The 19,675-nt window shown below is 67.8% G+C and carries 19 protein-coding genes, 1 tRNA gene and 1 pseudogene; 11 read left to right on the top strand and 10 right to left on the bottom strand.

Annotated elements, in window-relative coordinates; genetic code table 11:
- Positions 1 to 257: 257 nt before the first annotated feature.
- From BW981_RS21395 to serA, 3 genes are all read left to right on the top strand, one after another.
- Positions 258 to 1,238: an SPFH domain-containing protein gene (locus BW981_RS21395; RefSeq protein WP_076442915.1), complete on the top strand. Its 981-nt coding sequence runs from the start codon at positions 258 to 260 to the stop codon at positions 1,236 to 1,238.
- Between the two features lie 13 nt (positions 1,239 to 1,251).
- A complete protein-coding gene (locus BW981_RS21400) occupies positions 1,252 to 1,698 on the top strand; it encodes an NfeD family protein (RefSeq protein WP_076442917.1) in 447 nt (148 codons plus the stop codon).
- 121 nt (positions 1,699 to 1,819) lie between these two features.
- On the top strand, positions 1,820 to 3,079 hold the full coding sequence (serA, locus tag BW981_RS21405; RefSeq protein ID WP_076442919.1) for a phosphoglycerate dehydrogenase: 1,260 nt from the start codon (positions 1,820 to 1,822) through the stop codon (positions 3,077 to 3,079).
- A 3-nt stretch (positions 3,080 to 3,082) separates the two neighbouring features.
- Here serA and BW981_RS21410 read toward each other — a convergent pair whose 3' ends face one another.
- Positions 3,083 to 3,268 (bottom strand): hypothetical protein, encoded by a 186-nt coding sequence (locus tag BW981_RS21410; protein ID WP_076442920.1) that lies wholly within the window; start codon positions 3,266 to 3,268, stop codon positions 3,083 to 3,085.
- 202 nt (positions 3,269 to 3,470) lie between these two features.
- Between BW981_RS21410 and BW981_RS21415 the strand changes: the two genes are divergently transcribed.
- Entirely contained in the window at positions 3,471 to 4,475 is a 1,005-nt protein-coding gene (locus tag BW981_RS21415; RefSeq protein WP_076442922.1) for an LLM class flavin-dependent oxidoreductase, read from the top strand.
- A 123-nt stretch (positions 4,476 to 4,598) separates the two neighbouring features.
- Positions 4,599 to 5,045 (top strand): Fur family transcriptional regulator, encoded by a 447-nt coding sequence (locus tag BW981_RS21420; protein WP_076442924.1) that lies wholly within the window; start codon positions 4,599 to 4,601, stop codon positions 5,043 to 5,045.
- Between the two features lie 10 nt (positions 5,046 to 5,055).
- Here the strand turns inward: BW981_RS21420 and BW981_RS21425 are convergent, their stop codons facing one another.
- From BW981_RS21425 to BW981_RS21435, 3 genes are read right to left on the bottom strand one after another with little or no spacing between them, the layout of a single operon-like run.
- Positions 5,056 to 6,018 carry a glutathione S-transferase family protein gene (locus tag BW981_RS21425; protein ID WP_076442926.1) on the bottom strand — a complete coding sequence of 321 codons (963 nt, stop codon included), beginning with the start codon at positions 6,016 to 6,018 and terminating at the stop codon, positions 5,056 to 5,058.
- 15 nt (positions 6,019 to 6,033) lie between these two features.
- Entirely contained in the window at positions 6,034 to 6,306 is a 273-nt protein-coding gene (locus BW981_RS21430; protein WP_076442928.1) for a GNAT family N-acetyltransferase, read from the bottom strand.
- Between the two features lie 16 nt (positions 6,307 to 6,322).
- On the bottom strand, positions 6,323 to 7,915 hold the full coding sequence (locus BW981_RS21435; RefSeq protein ID WP_076442931.1) for an OpgD/OpgG family glucan biosynthesis protein: 1,593 nt from the start codon (positions 7,913 to 7,915) through the stop codon (positions 6,323 to 6,325).
- Between the two features lie 832 nt (positions 7,916 to 8,747).
- Here BW981_RS21435 and BW981_RS21440 point away from each other — a divergent pair.
- The 3 genes from BW981_RS21440 (at position 8,748) to BW981_RS21450 (ending at position 12,250) form a co-directional block, all read left to right on the top strand.
- Positions 8,748 to 9,893 carry a type III PLP-dependent enzyme gene (locus BW981_RS21440; protein WP_076442933.1) on the top strand — a complete coding sequence of 382 codons (1,146 nt, stop codon included), beginning with the start codon at positions 8,748 to 8,750 and terminating at the stop codon, positions 9,891 to 9,893.
- A 238-nt stretch (positions 9,894 to 10,131) separates the two neighbouring features.
- Positions 10,132 to 10,671, top strand: a complete 540-nt coding sequence (locus BW981_RS21445; RefSeq protein WP_076442934.1) for a GNAT family N-acetyltransferase — start codon at positions 10,132 to 10,134, stop codon at positions 10,669 to 10,671.
- A gap of 142 nt (positions 10,672 to 10,813) precedes the next feature.
- Positions 10,814 to 12,250, top strand: coding sequence for a homospermidine synthase (locus BW981_RS21450; RefSeq protein WP_076442936.1), 1,437 nt, complete (start codon positions 10,814 to 10,816; stop codon positions 12,248 to 12,250).
- A gap of 118 nt (positions 12,251 to 12,368) precedes the next feature.
- Here BW981_RS21450 and BW981_RS21455 read toward each other — a convergent pair whose 3' ends face one another.
- From BW981_RS21455 to BW981_RS21470, 4 genes are all read right to left on the bottom strand, one after another.
- Positions 12,369 to 13,766, bottom strand: a complete 1,398-nt coding sequence (locus BW981_RS21455; RefSeq protein ID WP_076442938.1) for an MFS transporter — start codon at positions 13,764 to 13,766, stop codon at positions 12,369 to 12,371.
- 180 nt (positions 13,767 to 13,946) lie between these two features.
- Positions 13,947 to 14,618, bottom strand: coding sequence for an LON peptidase substrate-binding domain-containing protein (locus BW981_RS21460; protein WP_076442940.1), 672 nt, complete (start codon positions 14,616 to 14,618; stop codon positions 13,947 to 13,949).
- Positions 14,619 to 14,640: 22 nt separating this feature from the next.
- The gene (gene trxA / locus BW981_RS21465; protein WP_076442942.1) at positions 14,641 to 15,540 is read right to left on the bottom strand and encodes a thioredoxin; all 900 of its coding nucleotides are present in this window, start codon (positions 15,538 to 15,540) and stop codon (positions 14,641 to 14,643) included.
- A gap of 73 nt (positions 15,541 to 15,613) precedes the next feature.
- A complete protein-coding gene (locus BW981_RS21470; protein ID WP_076442944.1) occupies positions 15,614 to 16,132 on the bottom strand; it encodes a prolyl-tRNA synthetase associated domain-containing protein in 519 nt (172 codons plus the stop codon).
- 312 nt (positions 16,133 to 16,444) lie between these two features.
- On the opposite strand from BW981_RS21470, the gene BW981_RS21475 reads away from it, so the two are divergent.
- Both BW981_RS21475 and BW981_RS21480 read left to right on the top strand, forming a co-directional pair.
- Positions 16,445 to 16,519, top strand: a tRNA-Gly gene (locus BW981_RS21475).
- Positions 16,520 to 16,772: 253 nt separating this feature from the next.
- Entirely contained in the window at positions 16,773 to 18,023 is a 1,251-nt protein-coding gene (locus tag BW981_RS21480; RefSeq protein WP_076442946.1) for an aminopeptidase, read from the top strand.
- Here the strand turns inward: BW981_RS21480 and BW981_RS21485 are convergent.
- Positions 18,020 to 19,057, bottom strand: coding sequence for a DmpA family aminopeptidase (locus BW981_RS21485; protein ID WP_076442948.1), 1,038 nt, complete (start codon positions 19,055 to 19,057; stop codon positions 18,020 to 18,022). The two genes, BW981_RS21480 and BW981_RS21485, sit on opposite strands and share 4 nt — an antisense overlap.
- Positions 19,058 to 19,129: 72 nt before the next feature.
- On the opposite strand from BW981_RS21485, the gene BW981_RS21490 reads away from it, so the two are divergent.
- Positions 19,130 to 19,561 (top strand): DUF1810 domain-containing protein, encoded by a 432-nt coding sequence (locus BW981_RS21490; protein ID WP_076442950.1) that lies wholly within the window; start codon positions 19,130 to 19,132, stop codon positions 19,559 to 19,561.
- A 21-nt stretch (positions 19,562 to 19,582) separates the two neighbouring features.
- Here the strand turns inward: BW981_RS21490 and BW981_RS22805 are convergent.
- Positions 19,583 to 19,675, bottom strand: a pseudogene (locus BW981_RS22805) (ferredoxin--NADP reductase); the annotation flags it as partial.

Genomic DNA, 19,675 nt, shown 5'->3' on the forward strand with positions numbered 1-19,675 from the left:
TGGCTTGAAAATCGCCGGAAGCGGAGCGCCACGGGGCGTGCGGAGGGTGGCTCAATCCCTCCGCGCCGCATCCTGGCTCAATGGAAGCGGCCCGATACCCCTGCGCCTCGCGGCGCTCCGCTGCCCCTCATCCTCGACGAACGCGCCACCGGCGCGGGCGGCGAAGGCGCTTGCTCCACGACGCTTGCATCCGTCCGCCGCAATGGCCAGTCTGACCACTGCTGAGAGGCCGAGGTGAGGCCATGTGAGGAAGCGCAATGGAACTGTCGGCCTCCAATATCGCGGTCATCGTCGTGGTGGCACTGGTCGTGCTGACGATCGCACGCGGCGTCCGCACCGTGCCGCAGGGCTACAACTACACGGTCGAGCGTTTCGGCCGCTATTCGCGCACGCTCAGTGCCGGCCTCGGCCTGATCGTGCCCTATATCGACCGCATCGGGCACAAGGTGAATGTCATGGAGCAGGTGCTCGACATTCCCTCCCAGGAGGCGATCACCAAGGACAATGCCGGCGTGCGCATCGACGCGGCCGCCTTCTATTCGGTCCTCGACGCCGCCAAGGCCTGCTACGAGGTGTCCTCGCTCAATGACGCGCTGATGGTCCTGACCATGACCAATATCCGCACCGTCGTCGGCTCGATGGACCTCGACCAGCTTCTCTCCCATCGCGACGAGATCAACGAGCGGCTGCTGCGCGTCATGGATGCCGCCGCCTCGCCCTGGGGCGTCAAGGTCACCCGCATCGAGATCCGCGACATCCTGCCGCCGGCCGACATCGCCGGGGCGATGAACCGCCAGATGAAGGCAGAGCGCGAGAAGCGCGCCGCGATCCTGGAAGCCGAGGGCCTGCGCCAGGCCGAAATCCTCAAGGCCGAGGGCCAGAAGCAGTCGCAGATCCTCGCCGCGGAGGGCCGCAAGGAATCGGCGCTGCGCGATGCCGAGGCGCGCGAGCGGCTGGCGCAGGCGGAAGCCGCCGCGACCGCCATGGTCTCCGAGGCTATCGGCAAGGGCGATATCCAGGCTGCGAACTTCCTGATCGCCGAGCGCTACACCGATGCGCTGAAGGCGATCGCGTCCAGCAACAACAGCAAGGTCGTGATCGTGCCGATCGAGGCGGCAGCTCTGGCCGGCACGGTCGGCGGCATCGCCCAGCTCACCAAGGCGGTGTTCGGCGATGAGGCGCAGGCCAGCCGGCGTGCCCCGGGCGCGGTGCCGGCCACCGGCCGCTCCGATCGCTGAGGCGAGGCCTGCGATGCCCGAATGGTTCACCTCCCATAATGGCTGGCACTGGGCGATCCTCGGTCTGGTCCTGATCGGCGGCGAGATGCTCGCGCCGGGCATCTTCCTGATCTGGCTGGGTCTTGCGGCGCTTCTCACCGGCGCGCTCGTCGGCCTCATCGGCCTGGGTTGGCAATCGGCCGCGATCGCCTTCGCCGTTCTCGCGGTGCTGTGCGTGGTCGCCGGACGCCTGCTGACACGGCACCGCGCTGAGGAGCCGGACGCCGCCACCGGCCTCAACGACCGCGGCCGCCAGCTCGTCGGCAAGGTCTTCCGGCTGGAGGCGACGATGATCGGCGGCGAGGGCCGCATCCGCGTCGGCGATTCGTCCTGGCGCGTCACGGGCCCGGAACTGCTCGCCGGCAGCGAGGTCCGCGTCCTGCGGGTCGATGGAGCCACGCTGGTCGTCGAGAAGGCGTAGGCGGCGCGGCATGCGGCTTTTGCATCCGGTGCGATGCTCGGTGGCGCAGCCTTGCATCTGAAGCATTGGCCTTCGGCGCGGTGGAGACTATAGCAGCCGCTCCTTCACCAGCGTGACCGCCATGACCACAGCCGCCGACCGCCTGTCCCTGCCCAAGGATCGCATCAAGGTCCTGCTGCTGGAAGGCATCAACGATTCCGCCGCCGACCTGCTGAGGCAGGCCGGTTACTCCAACATGGAACGCCTGCCCAAGGCGCTCGACAACGCCGCGCTGATCGAGAAGATCCAGGGTGTCCACGTCCTCGGCATCCGCTCGCGCACCCAGCTGACGCCGGACGTCTTCGCCGCGGCGGACAGGCTTTTCGCGGTCGGATGCTTCTCGGTCGGCACCAACCAGGTCGATCTGGAGGCGGCGCGCCACCGCGGCGTGCCGGTCTTCAACGCGCCCTTCTCCAACACCCGCAGCGTGGCCGAACTGACCATCGGCGAGATCGTCATGCTGCTGCGCCGCATCCCCGACCGCTCCCGCTCGGCCCATGACGGTGGCTGGGACAAATCCGCCAACGGCTCCTTCGAGGTCCGCGGCAAGACGCTCGGCATCGTCGGCTACGGCAATATCGGCAGCCAGCTCTCGACTCTCGCCGAGGCGATGGGCATGCGCGTGATCTATTACGACCATACCGACCGCCTGCGCCACGGCAACACCGAGCCGGTCGACAGCCTCGACACCCTGTTGGCCCAGGCCGACATCGTCTCGCTGCATGTTCCCGAGACGCCGCAGACGGCCGGGATGATCGGCGCCGCCCAGATCGGGCGGATGAAGCCGGGCGCCTATTTGATCAACAATTCCCGCGGCACGGTGCTCGATCTCGACGCACTCGCCGCCGCGCTGAAGGACGGCCGCATCGCCGGCGCCGCCGTCGATGTCTTCCCGGTCGAGCCCGCCTCGAACGCGGAACGCTTCGTCACGCCGCTGCAGGGCCTGCCGAACGTCATCCTGACCCCGCATGTCGGCGGCTCGACCGAAGAGGCGCAGGAGCGCATCGGCGCGGAAGTGGCGCGCAAGCTGGTCGATTATTCCGATGTCGGCTCGACGGTCGGAGCGGTTAATTTCCCGCAGGTGCAGATTCCCGTCCGCAGCAGCGGGACGCGCTTCATCCATGTCCAGCGCAACGTGCCGGGCATGCTGCGCCGGCTGAACGACGTCTTCGCCAACCGCCAGGTCAACATCGCCGCCCAGAACTACCACACGGATGGCGAGGTCGGTTACGCCGTGATCGAGGCGGACGGGCTTTCCAGCGCGGAGGCGCGCGACGTGCTGCGCGAAATCCGTGCGATGGAAGGCACCATCCGCGCGCGGCTGCTCTACCAGCGCGACTGAGGCTCAGCGCTCATCGTCCTTGGCGCCGGATGTCGTCGGCGCCTGGGCGGCCACGGGATCGCTGGCGGGGAAGGTGTCCTTCAGCGCCTTTTCGAGCAGGCCGTCCTTGCCGAGCTTGCGCTCGGTCTCGCGCTGCTCCCGCTGTTCCTTCTTCAGGCTTTCCTTGGCCGGATTGGCAGTCTCGGTCATCGCTTGATCCCCCTGATCGGTGCCGCGCCGGGGCGCGGCTTCAGCCCGATCAACGCGGTGCGGCCGACCTCGTTCCGCCATGCCCCCGGCACAGGCGCGCCATGAGCGCGCAGGAGCGGGACTGGACCGTCGGGGGCAGGCTTCCCATCTGGTCGGATTGAAGCTCTTGCGCCCGATTGCGGCGCCAGCCGGAAAGTCCGCCATGGTCGCCCTCTCGGTTCTCGATCTCGTCCCCGTCGTCGAAGGGGAGGGTCCCCGCGAAGCGCTGCTGAAATCGATCGATCTCGCGCGACATGCCGAGTCGCTCGGCTTCACCCGCTACTGGGTCGCAGAGCACCACAACATGGTCGGCATCGCCAGCGCGGCGACCTCGGTGGTCATCGGCCAGCTCGCCGCGGCGACGAAGACCATGCGTGTCGGCTCGGGCGGCATCATGCTGCCGAACCACTCCCCGCTGGTGATCGCCGAGCAGTTCGGCACCCTCGATGCCCTGTTTCCCGGCCGCATCGACCTCGGCCTCGGCCGCGCGCCCGGCACCGACCAGATGACGCTGCGCGCCTTGCGCCGAAGCCCGATGGCCTCCGACAGCTTCCCGCAGGACGTGCTGGAGCTGCAGGCCCTGCTCGCCCCCGCCGGGCCCAACCAGGCGATCCGCGCCGTCCCCGGAGAGGGCTCCAACGTGCCGCTCTGGATCCTGGGCTCCAGCCTCTTCGGCGCGCAGCTCGCAGCGGAACTCGGCCTGCCCTATTCCTTCGCCTCGCATTTCGCACCCGATGCGCTGATGCAGGCGCTCGAGATCTACCGCGCGCGCTTCAAGCCGTCCGAGCAGCTCGCGGCCCCGCACGCCATGCCCGGCATCAACGTGATCGCAGCCGACACCGACGAGGAAGCCGCCCATCTCGCCACCTCCCTGCAGCAGCGTTTCGTCGGCATGGTCCGCGGCGCGCGCGGCAAGCTGCAGCCGCCGATCGACGATATCGAGACCTATTGGACCCCTGCGGAGAAGGCGCATGTCTCCCAGATGCTGCGCTACGCCATCATCGGCTCGCCCCGGACTGTCGAGCGCAAGCTCGCCGCCTTCATCCGCGAGACCAGGTCCGACGAGGTCATGGTGACGGCGCCGATCTTCGACCACGAGAAGCGCAAGCGCTCCTTCTCGATACTGGCGGAGGTCGCGCCGGCCATGGCCGTCGAAAACGTCGCCTGAGCGGCGGCGATCCCAGGCAAGATGCACATGCTATCCAGATGCATTTGCATCTTGACTTGATATTGCTTCTGAGGATCAACAACGCGATTTTGCAAAAGCGCGAGATCGCGTTATGTCCGGCTCATGACCGAGACGGACCGGCGGGTGGCCGCCTTCGAAGGACAGCTCAAGGGAGCGGGCCTGCGCATGACGCAGCAGCGCCGCCTGATCCTGCGCGTGCTGGCCGAAGCCGACGACCATCCCGATGCCAAGGGCATCTTCACCCGGGCGTTCGCGCAGGACCCGACGCTGTCGCTGTCGACGGTCTACCGCACGATGAAGGTGCTCGAATCGCGTGGCGCGATCGAGCGTCACGCCTTCGAGGACGGAATCTCGCGCTACGAGCACACCAGCCAGGACCACCACGACCACCTGATCGACATCGACACCGGCGACGTGATCGAGTTCTCCTCGGATGCGATCGAGGAGCTGCAGCGCCGCATCGCCGCGGAGCTCGGCTACGAGCTGGTGCGTCACAAGCTCGAACTCTACGGACGCAAGAAGCCCGTGGGGCGCAAACCGCGCCGGTAGAAGAGCGGCCTCAACCCTCCAGCAGCGCTTTCATGTCCGGCCCGACCGGCACGATTCCCGTCGGGTTGATGTTGCGGTGGCTCTGGTAGTAGTGCCGCTTGATGTGATCGAAGTTCACCGTCCCGGCCACGCCCTCGACGTTGTAAAGTGCGCGCAGATAGGCTGAGAGCCGCGGGTAGTCGGCGATGCGGCGGATGTTGCACTTGAAGTGCCCGACATAGACCGGGTCGAACCGGATCAGCGTGGTGAACAGGCGCCAGTCGGCTTCCGTCAGCCGCTCGCCGGTCAGATAGCGGCGTGAACCGAGCCGCTCCTCCAGCCAGTCCAGCGTCTCGAACAACGGGGCGACGGCCTCCTCATAGGCCTCCTGCGTCGTGGCGAAGCCGGCCTTGTACACACCGTTGTTGACGCTGTCGTAGATGCGCTCGTTCAGCGCGTCGATCTCCTCGCGCAGCTCGGCCGGGTAGAAGTCGCCCTCCTTCGCACCGACGCCGTCGAAGGCCGCGTTCAGCATGCGGATGATCTCCGCCGATTCGTTGCTGACGATCGTGCCCCGCTGCTTGTCCCAGAGCACCGGCACGGTGACGCGGCCGTTATAGTGGGGGTCGGCCGTCGTGTAGACCTCGTGCAGATAGCGTGCATGGCCGATCGGGTCGGGAATCACGCCCTCGCCGTCGGCGAAGGTCCAGCCATTCTCCGCCATCAACCAGTGCACGACGGAGAGCGAGATCATGCTCTCCAGCCCCTTGAGCCGGCGGAAGATCAGGGTGCGGTGCGCCCAGGGGCAGGCGAGCGAGACATAGAGATGGTAGCGGCCGGGCTCGGCCTTGAAGCCGCCCTCGCCGCCTGGCCCGGGCGCGCCATCCGCGGTCACCCAATTGCGGAAGGCGCTCTGCGAGCGCTCGAAGCGCCCGCCGCTCTTCTCGGTGTCGTACCACTGGTCCTGCCAGCGGCCCTCGACGAGCAATCCCATGATCGTCTCCTTGCTTCAGCTGTCGACGATGTCGGCATAGCCGGGATGCTTCGCCGCCCAGGCCTCGAGGAACGGACAGCGCAGCACCGCCTTGCGCCCGCTCGCCCGGATGAGCTCGAACACGCCTTTCGCCAGCCGCGAGCCGAGCCCCTGGCCCGAGAGCGCGTCCGGCACCTCGGTATGGACGAGCACCAGCCGGCTGCCGTCCCGCTGATAGGCGACAAACGCCGTGCCGCCGTCGAGGGCAAGTTCGAAGCGGTTCTGCTCGGGCCTCTCGACGACATCCACGGCGTGCTCTCCTGCGCTATCCTTGCGCTTCCGAACGCCAGGGATAGCTCCAGGTTTCCGTCAGCGTCTTGTTGCCGCTCCTGAGGAAGGCGCGCATCTCCGCCAGCTGGCCCGGTTCGACGACGATATCGAGGAAGGCACGGAAGCCCTGTGTCTTGGGATTCGGCACGATGAAGGCACGGTCGATCCGGCCATAGGCGATCGAGGGCACGATCTCCACCTTCTCCGGCTGCTTCAGATAGTAGTCGAGATCGCCGCCGGCGAAATCGATGATGAAGCGCCGGGCCCCGTTGGTGACGGGCTCGCCGGAACCCAGCGCCTTGGGCCGCGCCTGATAGGTGTTGGTGACGCGCCCGCCCGGATGCAGATCGCCCGAATCGAGCATCGCAGTCAGCTTGTAGGCGAAGGAGAACTCCTTGCCGGGCTCGAGCGGCGCCTTCGGCTGCCAGAGCGCGACGATGTTGTCGTTGGTCTCATCGGTGGTCGGCATCTCGACCAGTTCGACGACGCCCTCGCCCCAATCGCCCTGCGGCTCGATCCAGTAGGACGGACGCAGCTCATAGGCGAGGTCGAGGTCCTGGTAATGCTCGAAGGTGCGGTCGCGCTGCATCAGGCCGAAGCCCCGCACATTGCGCTCGACGAAGGAGGAGACCGCCTGCTGCCGGGGATTGCGCAGCGGTCGCCAGATCCACTCGCCGGTGCCCGAATGCACCATCAGCCCGTCGGAATCATGCAGTTCGGTGCGGTAGTCGTCGAAGAAGCGGCGATCATTCTCGCCGGTGAAGAACATCGAGGTCAGCGGCGCCAGCCCCAGCTTCTCGACCGGCTTGCGCGGGAACAGCGTAGCGTAGACATCGACCACGGTGTCCGCATCCGGGTAGATGGTGAAGCGATAGGCGCCCGACAGCGACGGCGAGTCCAGCAGCGCATAGATCACCACCCGCTCGGCGGCCGCGGTGGGGGCCTCGACCCAGAACTCGCGGAAGATCGGGAACTCCTCGCTCGCCGTCCCGGCGCCGATCGAAAGCCCGCGCGCCGAAAGCCCATAGCGCTGGTCGCGGCCCAGCACGCGGAAATAGCTCGCCCCGATGAAGGAGATCAGCTCGTCGAGGACGCGCGGATCGTTCAGCGGATAATGCAGCCGAAAGCCCGCGAAGCCGAGATTGACCGGCAGCGGCTTGTCGAACCTGACCTTGCCGTAGTCGAACAGATTGGCCGAATAGGGAACCGGCGTCGGCACGCCGTCGCGCACCACGTTCACCGTCACCGGACGCGTGAACAGGAAGCCGGGATGGAACATCTGCATCCGGAAGGGAGAGCCGTTCTGGGCAAGAAGGGCCCGGTCCGGGCGGAAGCGGATGTCCCGCCAGGAATCGTAATCGAGCTTCGCCAGTGCCTCGGGCTGCATCGGAGGCGCCTCGAAGGGCACCATGGACACCTCCCGGGCGCGCCGCTGCACATCCTCGAAGCCGAAGCGCGGCTGCGGCGGCGCCGGGACGGGCGGCGCCTGGGTCTGCGGCTGCTGCGCCAGCAGGGCGGACGGCGCTGCCGAGAGCATAAGCGTAGCGGAAAGCCCGCCCAGGAAATGGCGGCGGTCCAGCATCGTCATCGTCAATCCGTCGTCTCGCGCTCGCTGCGGCTGAAACGCCTGCCGCTGCGGCGACTTAAGGCCATTGAATGGGGCCGGTCTAGGGCAGTGCGATTGAGAATGGATGAAGAGTTCGCAACCCGGCGACACCCGGACCAACCCAGCCGACGGCCCTCTCCCGGAGAGAATCTGGCGCCAGGAACGAGGTCACGCCGCTGCTGCGCGAAGCACCCGTTCCTGCGATTTTCGGCGGCCATATCCGGTTCTGCAAAAGGCGCGGATAGAGCTGAGCCGGCAAGAGGTTAACACTGGTTAACCGGCCGCCGCCGGGGCCTGGACCGGCCCTGCGAAAAAAAACGTCTTCGGGCTCACAAAACTCTTGTGGTGGGGGACCGGCGTCCGTATATCGCGTTCACCCAATTCGCACGTGCCTGTGGCCGCGTGCTGGTCGGTGGGCATCCGGACAAGAGGCCGGACAGCCGCCAGGGGTTGGAAGACGGATGGAGGGGATGGACATCCCTCAAATCACGCTTCCCGGTTCCCGCAAGGGAGCCGTTCCCCGACACAGACCAGCAGCCGGAGGCAAAACCGGCGAACCCCGAATCTCCACGGGGGACGCAGCTTAAAGCAACGACGGAGCGGGCTTTTTTGGTCTCGTTGGTCCTCCAAAGGCCAACACCGAAGAGGCTTGTCCTTCATTGCCGGCCGTGCGGGGTTTTCCCCAATCGAACGGTGTTTCGGGTCCGGACGTTTCGTCCGCTGTCGCCGGCGTCTCCACAGCGCCATGCGATGGCTGCGATTCATTCGGCGATACATCGCATCGGCGCCGTTTGCGCCGGGGGAGTCGCGTCTCATGACCGACCGTATCCGTGAATTCCTGCGCACCCGCCGCGACGACGGCCCGTGCGTCGTCATCGACACCGATGTGGTTCGCGAGAACTACAAGGCCTTCGCCCGTGCGCTGCCCGACACCCGCGTCTTCTACGCGGTGAAGGCCAACCCGGCGCCGGAGGTGCTTGCCCTGCTCGCCAAGCTCGGCTCCTGCTTCGACTGCGCCTCCGTCGTCGAGATCGAGCTCGCGCTCGCCGCCGGTGCCACCGCCGACCGGATCTCCTTCGGCAACACCATCAAGAAGGAGCGCGACGTCGTGCGCGCCATGGAGCTCGGCGTGCGCCTCTTCGCCGTCGACTGCACGGCCGAGGTCGAGAAGGTCGCCCGCTCGGCGGACAAGCTCGGCGTGAAGGATGCGCGCATCTTCTGCCGCATCCTCTGCGACGGTGCCGGCGCCGACTGGCCGCTCTCGCGCAAGTTCGGCTGCGTGCCCGAAATGGCCGCGGACGTGCTCGAGCACGGCCATCGCCTGGGCCTGCATGCTTATGGCATCTCGTTCCATGTCGGCTCGCAGCAGGCGAATGTGAACGCCTGGGATTCCGCCCTGGCCTCGGCCTCGGCGATCTTCAAGGAGTGCGCCATCCGCGGCATCTCCCTGTCGATGGTCAATCTCGGCGGCGGCTTCCCGGCGCGCTACCTGAAGCCGATTCCCGGCGTGCCCTCCTATGGCGACGCGATCTTCCGGGCGCTGTCGAAGCATTTCGGCAACCAGCTCCCCGAGACGATCATCGAGCCGGGCCGCGGCATGGTCGGCGAGGCGGGCCTGATCGAGGCCGAGGTCGTGCTGATCTCGAAAAAGGCCGAGTCGGACGAGGTCCGCTGGGTCTATCTCGACATCGGCAAGTTCAACGGTCTCGCCGAGACCATGGACGAGGCGATCCGCTACCCCATCCGCACCGAGCGCGATGGCGAGGCGACCGTCCCGTGCGTGCTCGCCGGCCCGACCTGCGACTCGGTCGACGTCATGTACGAGAAGACCCCGTACATGCTGCCCTTCTCGCTGGAGATCGGCGACAAGGTGCTGATCGAGGGCACGGGCGCCTATACGACGACCTATTCGGCCGTCGCCTTCAACGGCTTCCCGCCGCTGAAGCAGTACGTCATCTGACGTCATCCAGGGCGCGCCTTGCCGGCGCGCCCGAGAGATCGGGTCCGGCGAAGCGCCCTGCCTGAAATGGCAGGCCGCCCGAAGGATACGGGCGGAGCGTTGCGGTTGCTTCACGAATCGAGGCGCCGCGCGTGGCTCCCGCCGGACCCTCTTCCACCCATCCTGTTCGATGTGGCCGCGTGTTCCGCGCGGCGCCGGTCGGCTGTTTGATGCAGCGCGCACCGGCCGGAGGTGCGTCATGATCCAGATCCGCGACGAGATCGCAGCCGATGTTCCCGCCCGCGAGGCGCTGCTGGACCGCTGCCTCGGCGAGCGCCGCACCGCCAAGTCGAGCGAGCGCCTGCGTGAGGGCCGGCTGCCGGCGCGCGGCCTGGCGCTGACCGCCGAGCGTGACGGCGAGGTCGTCGGCAGCGTTCGCCTCTGGCATGTCGAGGCCGGCGGCGTGCGCGCCCTGATGCTCGGCCCGCTCGCGGTCAAGCCCGAGCTCCAGGGCGAGGGCGTCGGCAAGGCGCTGATGCGCGAAGCGCTGTGGCGCGCGGCCTGCCGCGGCCATGGTGCCGTCATCCTCGTGGGCGATGCGCCCTATTATGCCCGCTTCGGCTTCGACGCCGGCCTGACGCGCGATCTCGCCATGCCTGGCCCCGTCGAGCGCGAGCGCTTCCTCGCCATCGAGCTGCGCGATGGCGCGCTCGATGGCGCGCGCGGCGTGCTCGCCGCCGCCGGCGAGACGGTGACGGACACCTTCGCCCCGGCCGGCCAGGTCGCCCAGGCGGCCTGAGACCGCCACCTCGTCATCGCGCCGTCACCGCCCGGCGCTTTCCATGCGGGTCACGCAGGAAAGCCTCGGCCGTTGACGGCGCGTTTCTGCGCCCATACGAGCGTTTGATCCCTTTTCACAGAGAACCCAGGAGTTCGGAAGAATGACGAATTGGCCCGTCTACGGCGAGATCACCGGCCCGATCGTGATGATCGGCTTCGGCTCGATCGGCCGCGGCACGCTGCCCCTGATCGAACGGCATCTGAAGTTCGACAAGAGCCGTTTCGTCGTCATCGCCCCCGACGATTCCAACCGCCATCTGCTCGACGAGCGCGGCATCCGCTTCATCCAGGAAGCGGTCACGATCGAGAACTACAAGGAGATGCTGAAACCCCTGCTGACCGCCGGCGGCGGCCAGGGCTTCTGCGTCAACCTCTCCTGCGACACCGGCTCGCGCGACATCATGGAGTTCTGCTCCAGCCTCGGCGCGCTCTATATCGACACGGTCAACGAGCCCTGGCTCGGCTTCTATTTCGACGAGAGCAAGGGCCCGGGCGAGCGCTCGAACTACGCGCTGCGCGAAATGACGCTGGCCGCCAAGCGCGCGCGCCCCGCCGGCACCCCGACAGCCGTCTCCTGCTGCGGCGCCAACCCCGGCATGGCCTCCTGGCTCGCGAAAAAGGCCCTGACCAATCTCGCCGCGGATATGCGCCTCAACGCAACCCAGCCGACGACCCGCGAGGAATGGGCCGCGTTGATGCAGCGCGTCGGCGTCAAGGGCATCCACATCGCCGAGCGCGACACCCAGCGCTCGAAGAACCCGAAGCCGCCGGGCGTCTTCGTCAACACCTGGTCGGTCGAGGGCTTCATCGCCGAGGGCGTGCAGCCGGCCGAGCTCGGCTGGGGCACCCATGAAAAATGGATGCCGGAGAACGCCCGCACCCATGAGGCCGGCTCGCAGGCCGCGATCTACCTGCTCCAGGCCGGCGCCGAGACCAAGGTCAGGAGCTGGTGCCCGACGCCGGGCGCGCAGTACGGCTTCCTGGTGACGCACAACGAGTCGATCTCGATCGCCGACTATTTCACCGTGCGCGACGAGAGCGGAAAGGCGGTCTACCGGCCGACCTGCCACTACGCCTATCATCCGGCCAACGATGCCGTGCTCTCGCTGCATGAGATGTTCGGCAATGCCGGCCGGCCGCAGGACAAGCACCACATCCTCGAGGAGAACGAGGTCGTCGACGGCATCGACGAGCTTGGCGTGCTGCTCTACGGCCATGAGAAGGGCGCCTACTGGTTCGGCTCGCAGCTCTCCACCGACGAGGCGCGCAAGCTCGCCCCCTACCAGACCGCGACCGGCCTGCAGGTGACCTCCGCCGTGCTCGCCGGGATGGTCTGGGCGCTGGAAAACCCGCGCGCCGGCATCGTCGAGGTCGAGGAGATGGATCTCGACCGCTGCCTCGGCATCCAGATGCCCTATCTCGGGCCGGTCAAGGGCTATTACACCGACTGGACCCCGCTCCAGGGCCGCCCCGGCCTCTTCGCCGAGGATATCGATACCAGCGACCCCTGGCAGTTCCGGAATATCCTGGTTCGCTGAACAGCTGTCATTCTCGGGCGATGCGCAGCATCGACCCGGGAACCTCACGCTGAAGGAGGCACTGGTTTCCGGGATGCTCGGGTCGAGCCCGGGCATGACGAGCCGGGCCAAACGGGCGCTACGGCGCCCGTTTCACCTTGACCCCCGCCAGCAGCGCCCCGCCGGTGAGGAAGAACAGGATCAGCACGGCCAGCCCCGCCCGCTGGCTGGCGAAGAGCGTCGTCGCCAGCGCCACCAGCGTAGGCCCGAGAAACGACGTGACCTTCCCCGATAGAGCAAACAGGCCGAAGAATTCGCCGATCCGCCCCTCCGGCGCCAGCCGCGCCATCAGGCTGCGCGAGGCCGCCTGCATCGGGCCGGCCACGAGGCCGATCAGCAGGCCGAGCCCGAGATAGATCTTCTCCGGGAGCGAGCCGAAGAGGCCGTCGCCCGGCACCGGTGGGTCGGCCGGCACGACGAAGAAGACGTGATCGGGTCCGAGCGAGAGAATGCCCAGGCAGGCGAAGAGCAGGCAGGCAATGGCGCCGAGCACCACGGGTTTGCCGCCGATGGCATCGTCGAGCTTGCCGCCGAGCCAGGCCCCGAGCGTGCCGGTGACGGTCAGCAGGATGCCGAAGACCCCGAGCTCGATCGTCTGCCAGCCGAAGACCCCGGCGGCGTAGATCCCGCCGAAGGCGAACAGCGCCACCAGCGCATCCTGATAGATCATGTTGGCGAGCAGGAAGCGCCCCAGCGACGGCAGCCGCGGCAATTCCCGCAGCGTGTCCATCAGGCGGCCGACGCCGCCTTTCGCGGCTTCGGAGAGGCGCATCCCGGTGCGCGTCGTGTCCGGCGTCAGCAGGAACATCGGCGCGACGAACACCACGAACCACAGCGCTGTCAGCGGGCCCGAAAAGCGGTCGCCCTCGCGTGCAGCCGCGTCCAGACCGAGGATCGGCGTGATACCGGCCAGCGTCTTTCCGGTATGGGGATCGGCGGCAAGCAAGCCGAGCGTCAGCGCCAGCGACACCAGCCCGCCGAGATAGCCGACGGCCCAGCCGGTGCCGGAGAGCCATCCCAGCCGTTCCGGCGGCACCAGCCGCGTCATCATCGCATTGTTGAAGGTCGTGGCGAATTCGGCGCCGATCGTGGCGATGATGAAGCCGGCGAGCGCGATCGGCACCGCCGAGGCGGAACCCGGAACCGCGAACCACAGCATCGCCGAGCCGATGACGAGCAGCCCGCCGAAGGCCGCGATCCAGGGCTTGCGCGGCCCCGTCCGGTCGGCGATGCCGCCGAGCAGCGGCGAGACCAGGGCGATGCAAAGCCCGGCGAAGCCCGTGGCATATCCCCAGAGCGCCTGACCCTCTGCCGCATTCCCGGCGAGCGCCGAGGCGAAGAACGGCGCGAAGACGAAGGTGGTGATCAGCGTGAAGAAGGGCTGCGTCGACCAGTCGAAGAAGATCCACGCCGTGACCGCACGCGGCGGCGGGTAGTGGACAGGCGATAGGGCCGCCGTCTCCGTGACCGCGTTCATCTCACCACCGGCCTTTGGAGGTTTCAGCAGCCCGGCCAAGACGCTCTGTCATTCCGGACACAGCGAAGCGGAGATCCGGGATCCAATCCGGAACGCTGGTCCTGAGAGGCTCAGCAATGGATCCCGCGTCTCCCTTCGGTCGCCCGGGATGACGGTGCGGAGAGGGAAACGGGGAGAGATTCACTGCAGCGTCGTGTCGGAATCGCCGCCGCTGCGCGCGAGCTCGATCTCGGTGATCGCGACCAGCACCTCGGCCCGTTCCTTCAGGCTGCGCGCCTCCAGCAGCGCCTGCTTCTCGCGCGGTCCGAACGGGCACATCATCGACAGCGCGTTGACCAGCGCCTCGTTGGGCGCCTCATTGACGCCCTTCCAGTCGATCTTCAGCTCATTGGCCTTGGCGAAGTCGCGCAGCGTCCTCAGCAGCCCGTCGCGGTCGACCTCGTCTTCTCCCGCCCGGGCGACGAAGTCGATCGCGAAAGGCTCGCAATCGACCTGCGCCTGCCGATAGGCGGTCGTGGCGGCCAGTTCCTCGACGATGCGGAAACGGCTGATGCCGGTCAGCGTGACGATGATCCGCCCGTCGCCGGTCTCGGCGAATTGCGTGATGCGGCCGAGGCAGCCCACCTTGAGCAGCGCCGGCACCGGCGACTGGCGCCCTTCCTCGGGCTCAGGCTGGATCATCCCGATCACACGGTCGCCGCGCAGCGCATCGTCGACCATGGCAAGATAGCGCGGCTCGAAGATGTTGAGCGGCATCTGCCCGCGTGGCAGCAGCAGGGCGCCGCTCAGGGGGAAGAGCGGGACCGTGCGCGGGCAATCGTCTGGCCCCGCATAGACCGTGTTCATGCCCATCCGCCTTTCCGCGCCTCGGCCTTCAGGAGAACAGCAGGGTCGAGAGCTTCCTGCGCCCGCCCACGCTCGCCTCGTCCATCGGCCCCCAGGCCTCGAAGAACTGGAGGAGTTGCTTGCGCGCGCCGTCCTCGTTCCAGCCTCTGTCGGCCTTGATGATGGCGATCAGATGATCGACCGCCTCGTCGCGGCGATCCCGCGCATTGAGCGCCAGGGCCAGATCGAAACGGGCCTGATGATCCTTTGGGTTGGCGGCGACCTTGGCTTCCAGCTCGGCCGTGTCACCCAGTGAGGCGGCCTGCTCCGCCAGCTCGATCGCGGCGCGGATGGCGACGATCGCCGGATCCTGCGCCTTGTCCGCCGGCGCCATTGCAAGGATGCCCTTGGCGCCCTCGATGTCGCCATTGTCGAGATGCAGCTTCGCGAAACCCGCGATGGCGGCGAGATTCTCAGGCTCGAGCTGCAGCGCTCCGGCGAAGAGCTCGCTCGCGCCGGCTGCGTCGCCCGCGTGCAGGGCCTCATGAGCGGCCGCGACCAGCTCCTCGACCTCGCCCGGCCCCATCGGGCCGGCGAGCTTCTCGATGAAGGCCTTCACCTGGCTCTCTGGCTGGGCTCCCATGAACCCGTCGACCGGCTGGCCCTGCCTGAAGGCGATGACGGCGGGGATCGACTGGATGCCGAGCTGGCCGGCGATCTGCGGGTGCTCGTCGATGTTCATCTTGACGAGCTTGACCTTGCCCTTGGCGTCCTTGACCGCCTTTTCGATGACGGGCGTCAGTTGCTTGCACGGCCCGCACCACGGCGCCCAGAAATCGACCAGCACGGGCTGCTGCATCGATTCGGCGATGACGTCCTGCCGGAAGCCCTGGGTGGTGGTGTCCTTGATCAGGCCGGGTTGCCCGGCCGCCTCGCCATTGACCAGCATGGGTCGCCCTTCGTGATACCGTCTCGGGTTTCGTCGCAGCGCGCCTCGGCGCGCGCGTCATAGATGGGGAGCTTTAGCCGCTCTGTCCATCGGCGGGCACCGGCAAATCGACGATCAGGGGCTCATGGCCGGTCCCGCGCAGGAAGGCGAGAAGATCGTCGCGTCGGACCCTCAGCGTGGCGGTGTTGACCAGCGGGTGGAAATTCACCTCCTCGCCGGTCATCAGCTGCGCGTCGAGCACCATCGTGACCTCGCCGGCACGGTCGTTGACCACCGCGAAGGCCGTGACCGAGCCCGGCGTGACGCCGAGCTTTTCCAGCAGCAGCTCGGCCGAGCCGAAGGAGAGCCGCCCGCTGGCCCCGATCCGCTCATGCAGGCGCTTGAGATCGATGCGCGCATCCGACCGCGCCGAAACCAGGAAGAGCCGGCCCTTCTTGTCCTTGAGGAACAGGTTCTTCGTCTGCAGCCCGATCATCAGGTCGCGATGCGGCGCCGTCTCTGCGACGGTGAAGACGGCGGGATGATCGGTGCGGTGAAAGGCGATGCCGCTCGCGGCGAGGCGGGCGCAGAGTTCGTCGGGCGTGACGGGCATTGTCATGGCGCGGCAGTCGTTGGGCTGGTGATACGGCGCTCGGCCCGCCTGCAACGGCGACCCTGCACCGCCTGCCTAGAATATCGAGCCAGAAAGGGAAACCGACTTCCAAGAGTGCCGGCGGCGAGACCGGGAGCCGGACGCCGGCCGATCCCCGGCAAGCGCCGCGATGCCCTCCTTAGGCATCCATGCCGCGGCGGCGGGTCCGCCCGCCATTCCACCGCCGACAAAAAAACTTCATCAAGCCGCTTGCCATCCCGGACGCTTTGGGGCAGAAACCCGGCCACGCGCTGCGGCGCGGCTGTCTCGGATGCGGGTGTAGCTCAGGGGTAGAGCACAACCTTGCCAAGGTTGGGGTCGAGGGTTCGAATCCCTTCGCCCGCTCCAGACAATCTCAAGGCTTGAGAAGCATGCAAGCGTCGGATCTTCCGGCGCTTTTTGCTTTTTGGGCCTTGCGGCGCCTCGGTCTCTTCAAGATGCCCAGGCCCTCGCCCTTCTCCGCGACCGAGGCGGGGCCGCGGCTCGGATGAATGTGCCCGGCGAAGCACCGCACCGCCTCCACCGCTGCCTTGCGAGGGTTGACCCAAGCGGATTTTGCGCCAGCTATAACGGCGTTCTCCCATCCGACAGGTCTCGCATCATGAACGCCCACCAGCCGCCGCCTGCCATCGATCCCGCCAAGCTCGACAAGCTGGCCGAGGTCGCGATCCGCGTCGGCCTCAATCTGCAGCCGGGGCAGGACCTGTTCCTGACCGCGCCGGTCGCGGCGCTGCCGCTGGTGCGCCGTATTGCGGCCCATGCCTACAAGGCCGGCGCCGGCATCGTCACGCCGATGCTCTCCGACGAGGAGGTGACGCTGGCGCGCTACCGCCATGCGCCGGATGCGAGCTTCGACAGGGCTCCGGGCTGGCTCTACGAGGGCGTCGCCAAGGCCTTCTCCCAGAATACGGCTCGCCTGGCGGTGGTCGGCGACAACCCGATGCTGCTGGCCAACGAGGATCCGGCCAAGGTCGGCCGCGCCGCCAAGGCCAATGCGAAGGCCTATCAGCCGGCGCTGGAGAAGATCACGGGCTTCGACATCAACTGGAACATCCTGGCCTTCCCGACCCCGGCCTGGGCCCGGCAGGTCTTTCCGGATGTCGCCGAGGACGTCGCCGTCGCCAGGCTGACGGAGGCGATCTTCGCCGCCTCGCGGCTGAACGAGGCCGATCCGGTCGCCGCCTGGGCAGCCCATAACGCCGCCCTGCGCAGCCGCCGCGACTGGCTGAACGGCCAGCGCTTCGCGGCGCTGCACTTCACCGGGCCGGGCACCGACCTCACCATCGGCCTCGCGGACGGGCATGACTGGCAGGGCGGCGCCTCGCCGGCCAAGAACGGCATCGTCTGCAACCCCAACATCCCGACCGAGGAGGTCTTCACCACCCCGCATGCCCGTCGCGTCGAGGGCCATGTCTCGAGCACCAAGCCGCTCTCGCATCAGGGCTCGCTGATCGACGGCATCCAGGTCCGCTTCGAGGAAGGCCGCATCGTCGAGGCCAAGGCCGCGCGCGGCGAGGCCGTGCTCACCAAGGTGCTCGACACCGACGAGGGCGCGCGTCGCCTGGGCGAGGTGGCGCTGGTGCCGCATTCCTCGCCGATCTCGAAGAGCGGCATCCTGTTCTACAACACGCTCTTCGACGAGAACGCCTCCTGCCACATCGCACTGGGCCAGTGCTATTCGAAGTGCTTCGTCGACGGCGCGAGCCTCACGCCCGAGCAGATCGCGGCGCAGGGCGGCAACAAGAGCCTGATCCATATCGACTGGATGATCGGCTCCGGCGAAGTCGATATCGACGGCGTCCACGAGGACGGCCGCCGCGTGCCGGTCTTCCGCAAGGGCGAATGGGCCTAAGGGTTCGACCGGGCCAGCCAGTCGCCCAATGACGGCCGAACATGGCCGTCGCGCCCCATCGTGGCGGGCGCGGCGACCATCGCGTTGAGCACGGCTTCCTGCGTCGCCTCGGCGGCGGCCCGGAACAGCACGTCGATCCTGTTCTCGTTCAGGGCATGGAGGGAGACAAGATCGCGGGGCTGGTCGTGCTCGATCGGATCGGCCGTCGAGAACGCCACCGCGATATCGCCGCTGCCGTTGCCCCAGAAGGCGCCGAGGCGGGCGAGGCCCGCGCCGGCGCGCCGCGCGACGCGCCCGAGCTGGCGCGATTCCAGCGGTACGTCGGTGGCGATGACGATGATCACCGAGCCGCGCTCCACCTGCGGCTCAAGCTCGGGCGGCATCGGGCGGCGCCCGTCCGGCAGGACGAGGTCGCCAGCCGTCCCGAAATTCGCCAGCACCAGCACCCCGAGCGCGGACTCCGCCCCGTCCAGCGCCAAGCGGCGCGAGGCGGTCCCGATCCCGCCCTTGAAGCCGAAGGCGCTCATGCCCGTGCCCGCGCCGACCGCACCCTCTGCGACGGGCCCCTCCGCGGCCGCATCGAGCGCGGCGAGGGCGTGCGCTTGCGTCAGCGCGCGAGCGCGGATGTCCGAGAGGAAGCCGTCATTGCATTCCAGCACGAGCGGATTGACGGTGCCGGTCTCGCGCCCGATGTCGGGATTGGCGTCGAGCGCCCGGCTCACCAGCGCGTCGAAGCCGGTTCCCACCGCCAGCGTGTTGGTCAGCAGCAGCGGCGTCTCGATCTGGCCGAGCTCGGCGAGCTGCATCAGCCCGGCGCTCTTGCCGAAGCCGTTGATGACCTCGCAGCCGGCCCGCATCTTGCGGCGGAAGAGATTGCCGCCATGCGGCATGACGGCCGTGAAGCCGGTCCTGAGATCGCCTTCCTCCAGCGTGCAATGGCCCACCCTGACGCCGCGAACATCCGTGATGGCGTTCAGCGGCCCCGGCTCGACAATGCCGCAGCTCAGGCCGAAATCGCGAAGGCGCCTGGTCATGACGATGGATTCCCGGAATGCACGCATCCGCTTAGCATGGTCGCGCGTGCAGGCCAGCGCAAAGGAGCCACGATGCTCGACCCCTTCGATCTCCAGCGCTTCATCACGGCGCAGGACGGCGCCTGGCCCGCCGTCGAGGCCGAGCTGACGGCCGGCGCCAAGCGCAGCCACTGGATGTGGTTCGTCTTCCCGCAACTGCGGGGTCTCGGCCATTCGCCGACCGCGCTGTTCTACGGCATCGGCTCGCTCGATGAGGCGGAAGCCTATCTCGCCCACCCGCTGCTCGGGGAGCGCCTGCGCCACGGCGCCACGCTGGTGCTGGGGCATCGCGGCCGGTCCGCAACCGCGATCTTCGGCTCGCCGGACGACCTGAAGCTGCGCTCCTCGATGACGCTGTTCGAGGCCGCCGGCGGGACGGCCGATCCCGTCTATGCGGCGGTGCTGGACGGCTTTTTCGGCCGCGAGCGCGATCCGCGCACGCTCAGGCTTCTGGACAAGGCCTGAAGCTGCTGTGCAGTCCTTGCCTCACTTCTCGACGAAGGCCTTTTCGATGACGTAGTCGCCGGGTTCTCCGGTGTTGCCTTCGGTGAGGCCGCGTTCCTCGAAGATCGCCTTGAG

Origin of the sequence: Allobosea sp. TND4EK4 (assembly GCF_900156025.1) — a bacterium.
Classification (GTDB): Bacteria; Pseudomonadota; Alphaproteobacteria; order Rhizobiales; family Beijerinckiaceae; genus Allobosea.